Origin of the sequence: Bacillus cereus group sp. N21 (assembly GCF_016483395.1) — a bacterium.
Taxonomy (GTDB): Bacteria; Bacillota; Bacilli; order Bacillales; family Bacillaceae_G; genus Bacillus_A; species Bacillus_A pseudomycoides.
Genome location: NZ_JAEHBX010000143.1, coordinates 1 through 3955 on the forward strand (window position 1 = coordinate 1; position 3955 = coordinate 3955).

Genomic DNA, 3955 nt, shown 5'->3' on the forward strand with positions numbered 1-3955 from the left:
AGTCTGTCCAAAACCAGAAAGAATTCATCCATCGATTGTTTGGGCTTACAGCATAAAATAGAATTCCGCTAGAAATAAATGAGCTATAGTCTCTTTTATTTTATCTTTGCACCAGAACCCAAATATATAACAATAAGAGAAATACTTACAATTGTAGATTATATAGTTACAATTTAATATCGAGAAAATAATATGCAATTAAATCTATAAAATCATATTATGTTTTGTCTAATTACTTAGAAATTTATATTTGTAAGTAATTCCTGAAGCCCTGTCAAAATTTGCTTAGCTTGGGGCTTTTCTGAAATGCTGGCGTTCCCCCATGCCCCAAAAGGACTAGATTTGTAAAATAGAAGTGGATCCAAGTAGCTGATTGTATGAAACAAAAACGCCAATTCCATACTGGAGTTGGCGTTTTTGTTTTGAATGAGTAGCGTATTTTTGTCATATACAAGCAATGAAAGTTGCTTTGAATAAATAATAGCATAATTATATATAAGAGGAAATTCAGATTTATTAGAGTATAAATTGGGGGAATCTTAATTTGATTTTATATTTGGGAGTATTACAAATTTCAGCAAAGATATAGATGGTTTTAATAAAACTCATGGTAAACCATTTCAATGTTTTACTCAACAACTCCTGAATTTTCAATATTAATAATGTATTTCACTCTTACTGGTACTGTTTGATATATTTTATTCCATTCTTTTAACTTAAATGGTTTATACTGTTGTTTAAATTTAGAGCCTAAACCGAGTGGATCTACATTTAGATTTTGTGTTTTTTTTATTAGTTTTTTACTTTCTGTATTAAGTTGTTTTTCTATATTTTTTGTTATTACTTCGATTTCCTTTTTATTTTCTAAATTTATTCCTTTTGAAATTTCTTGTATACGAGCATCTATTTTAACTTGAATATAAAAGGATGGTTTCCCATTTTTAATTTGAACATGATAGGAAGGAGTGGAACGGATATTGTTAATTAATACATAACCGCCATGGGTTTTGAATTCCTGGGAATTTAATCTATGTTTTTCAAGCAATCCTCTAAAAATAAACATATCTTTTTGTTGCAATTTCCCTACATATTTATCTTCATTGAAAAGAGCCATGCCTTTAATTTCTATTTTGTCTTTTTGTTTTTTTAATATCGGCATAAAAGTATCTTGTCCTACTTGGTAATAGCGATAAGAGTTAAGATGTAAATTATCATATGGTAATGAACCTGTTTCCATATTGTGTTCCAACAAATTTTTTATATAAATTGCAACATTAAAGTTATTTTTGTATTTTCCAGATAATAGCTCATATCCATCACCTTCTAGTATTCCTAGATATATTGTATGTCCTATGCTACTTTCTCGTAGAAGTGTATCATACGCTACTTTTACATCTTTTTTCGCTAATTTTTCTGTAAAAAGAGCAACACGTAATTGTCCGCTAGCAAACGGTTGTGCAGATTCGAAAGAAGCTGTTTCTCTTCCTTGTTTTACTGTGTTTCCAATGTTCTCAAATACTTGGACTTTATGCCCTTTTTGTTGAATCGGACAGACAATCGTTGTTTTTATTTTATCTTTTGTTGTATCGTATACAACCCCTTGAATTAATTGAACATCATCAATAAGATACTTTTGCAAGCACCCTGTCATAAATACTAACGAAATACCAAATAGTAAAATTTGTTTTTGAGTAATTTTTTTCATATTTTCTCCATCCAATAAAAAACAAAATTGAAAAATAATTTATTTTAGGTTAGATTTTACATCGTATTAATTGTTACATGTTGGCTTTTAATTGCTAGTGATATTTTCTCAAAATAATCATAATTATATTCATATTTTTATTAAATCTACCGATAATGATGCGTTATGTTAACCTTACATGAATATCCTATACATCCAATTTTGTACAATACATTGTTTTTTCCAAATGGTACAATAAGGAAAAGGAGTGAACAAGTTATGACGAAGAAAACAGGTTGGTCTTATCTCGTCGGTTTAGCATCGCTTGCAAGTATTGCATTACTTTGGGCAAATCTTGCTAATTTAATTCCAAATCAGGTTGTTTCCCTAAGTGTTTCTATTGTTATGATTGTCATTGCAGCAGGAGCCAGTCTGACAGGACTTTACCGACTTAAAAAGAAAAAATATTGAGAACGGATCGTGCCTCTCTCCAAATGGAGAGGGGTTTGCTCTTTTTGTAAAGAGACAACAGAAATTTACGTTTCTTAAGGAAGGGCAATATGAATTCTTGGTTTTTAGCAATTTTAATTATTGTAGGTATGATTTCTATTGATGGATAACTTCTGATAACGGGAATTATGTAAAAAGTAAAGCCGTCCTGATGGACGGTTTTTTGTATTTTTTGGCGAGCGTAGTTTTTTCCCAAATGCTGGAGATACTCCTTATAGTCTTGCGAAATATAATTTTAAATAATGCGTCTTTTGCTTCATTATGATTATATAAATGTATATAAATTGTAAGTCATATGTCCAATTATTACTGGGATTATTGAGTTAGTTTTCTTATAAAGTAAACCATAAATTATACCCATTAGAGTTGCAAAAATAATGAATGCAAAGTCATAGTTATGAGCTAAACCAAATAATAAACTGGATATAATTAACCCAGTAAAAAAAGAATATTTGATTTCTAAAAATCTAAGAATAATTCCACGATATAGAATTTCCTCTAAAACAGGTCCGATTAATACATGTGTTGATATAGCAATTATGTATATGATAAAAGATTGTTCGGATAATGTGTCTATTCCTAAATCTGTTGCTTGTATATTTGCTGAATCATTCGAGATGATATTTGTTGTTTTACCCGATAAAACAACAAATATATTTGCAATCAATATATATACATATGTCCTACCTCGATTTAGTGATTTAATATTAAGGGTAGATAATATTAGATTATAAAAAGATTTGTGTGTGAAAATGTAATAAATAGCAAATGAAAATATAGAAAGGGTTAATAAAAAATTTTTAGCTATTTCTAAACTGTCATTATTATCAAATAATTGTACGGTAATATGTAATGAAAATACTATTTTTAATAATAACCCAAAAAGAAATGGTGCAAATATCGATATTACTAGTGTTCCTAAAATAAATTGTTTCCATGAAATCAGGTTTTTATTTTGAAAATTAGTCATAGATGTTAAGTCCTTTATATTTTATTTTAAAGTTTTGTGAAATTAGATGAATAATTAAAAATTATGTTATGGATGTTCATTTTGAATTTTTAATTGCAGTTTTAGTATAACTTAAGATATATAAAAGCTAAATATTTTAATATTCAACATAAGAGGTATTGCTATATCACCTTAAAAAATAAACTATCCCAAAACGAAAAAGCTAACTTCCTATCTGAAAAAAGATAAGAAGTTAGCTTTTTCGGATACTACCAATAAGTGGTGTTATGTCAATTTCACATAAATACAATATTAAGAAAAAATTACATAAATTATATATTTTTAATTAGTAATATATAATTTTGGTATGAAATTTATTGATTATATGGAGGACACATATGACTGATAAGATGAAATTTACGATCGGTGTTTTAGGTGGCATAGTTGGAGGATTACTTTCTTTATCGGTTTCTCTTCATTTAGGTTGGAATCTATTAATAAGTTTAGGACTTTCTATTGTAGATGGTTATTTATTGGGCTCTTTAGTTTGGTGTTTGTTAAACATAAAGAGAAAACAGACAAATAATATTTAATTCAATTCTTATAAATGGCCTCACCATATCATTCCGGGAATTCTGTACGTTTAGACACATTTTTGTCATGATTACCTCCTTTTGCTGTACGCTAAGAGATATTTGTTCAGAAAATCTTATGTTTATGAACAGAGGGTAAAATTCAATAATACCAACATATTATAGCTATAATTGTGTTCATAAAGTGTGTAAACAAATCAATGTTCAATTAAACTTAGG

The 3955-nt window shown here is 28.1% G+C and carries 4 protein-coding genes; 2 read left to right on the plus strand and 2 right to left on the minus strand.

Annotated elements, in window-relative coordinates; genetic code table 11:
- Positions 1 to 628: 628 nt before the first annotated feature.
- Positions 629 to 1705, minus strand: a complete 1077-nt coding sequence (locus JDS96_RS29750) for a Ger(x)C family spore germination protein (RefSeq protein WP_199668998.1) — start codon at positions 1703 to 1705, stop codon at positions 629 to 631.
- 258 nt (positions 1706 to 1963) lie between these two features.
- Between JDS96_RS29750 and JDS96_RS29755 the strand changes: the two genes are divergently transcribed.
- Entirely contained in the window at positions 1964 to 2155 is a 192-nt protein-coding gene (locus JDS96_RS29755) for a hypothetical protein (RefSeq protein WP_199668999.1), read from the plus strand.
- A 304-nt stretch (positions 2156 to 2459) separates the two neighbouring features.
- Here the strand turns inward: JDS96_RS29755 and JDS96_RS29760 are convergent, their stop codons facing one another.
- Positions 2460 to 3164 (minus strand): CPBP family intramembrane glutamic endopeptidase, encoded by a 705-nt coding sequence (locus JDS96_RS29760; protein WP_199669000.1) that lies wholly within the window; start codon positions 3162 to 3164, stop codon positions 2460 to 2462.
- Between the two features lie 377 nt (positions 3165 to 3541).
- On the opposite strand from JDS96_RS29760, the gene JDS96_RS29765 reads away from it, so the two are divergent.
- Positions 3542 to 3736, plus strand: a complete 195-nt coding sequence (locus JDS96_RS29765) for a hypothetical protein (protein WP_199669001.1) — start codon at positions 3542 to 3544, stop codon at positions 3734 to 3736.
- The last annotated feature ends 219 nt before the right edge of the window (positions 3737 to 3955 follow it).

Excerpts from the sequence above, each read along its gene's own strand:
- JDS96_RS29765 (WP_199669001.1), top strand. The coding sequence starts at position 3,542 with ATGACTGATAAGATGAAATTTACGATCGGTGTTTTAGGTGGCATAGTT.
- JDS96_RS29755 (WP_199668999.1), top strand. The coding sequence starts at position 1,964 with ATGACGAAGAAAACAGGTTGGTCTTATCTCGTCGGTTTAGCATCGCTT.
- JDS96_RS29750 (WP_199668998.1), bottom strand. The coding sequence starts at position 1,705 with ATGAAAAAAATTACTCAAAAACAAATTTTACTATTTGGTATTTCGTTA.
- JDS96_RS29760 (WP_199669000.1), bottom strand. The coding sequence starts at position 3,164 with ATGACTAATTTTCAAAATAAAAACCTGATTTCATGGAAACAATTTATT.